Origin of the sequence: Pauljensenia sp. UMB6358 (assembly GCF_030216865.1) — a bacterium.
GTDB classification, from domain to species: domain Bacteria; phylum Actinomycetota; class Actinomycetes; order Actinomycetales; family Actinomycetaceae; genus Pauljensenia; species Pauljensenia turicensis_A.
The window spans coordinates 1-316 of the sequence record NZ_JASOMS010000097.1 but is presented as its reverse complement, the minus strand read 5'-3'; the positions used below and the strand labels follow the sequence as shown (position 1 = coordinate 316).

Sequence of the window (316 nt, the reverse complement as noted above, 5' to 3'; positions counted from 1 at the left end):
AGGCTCTTCCACCTGACCCCGTTATGGGTGACTACCTGCCCGACCGCGTAGGCGGTTTTTAACCCCGTCGGGGCCTGCCAGTTAGAGCCCGCCGGGGGCACTCCGGCTGCTTTCTGATACTCCGCCTGTAAAGCCTCAACGTTAGTGGGTAGGTATTCGATTATTTGCTGGCGGTTAAACTCCTCGCTGATCTCATCTCTAAGCCGGCTAACCTCAAAAAAGGAAAGCTCCCTAAGCTCACTAGTCGTAGGTACTCGCACGGTTCACTCCTTTACTGCTTGCGCATGGTGTCAATATTGGTGGGGATTGCCATAAC

Annotated in this window: 1 protein-coding gene; it reads right to left on the bottom strand. The window is 54.4% G+C overall.

Annotated elements, in window-relative coordinates:
- A partial coding sequence (locus QP381_RS08770) for a hypothetical protein (protein ID WP_285068586.1) occupies positions 1 to 260 on the bottom strand: 260 nt, incomplete at its 3' end.
- Positions 261 to 316: the final 56 nt, after the last annotated feature.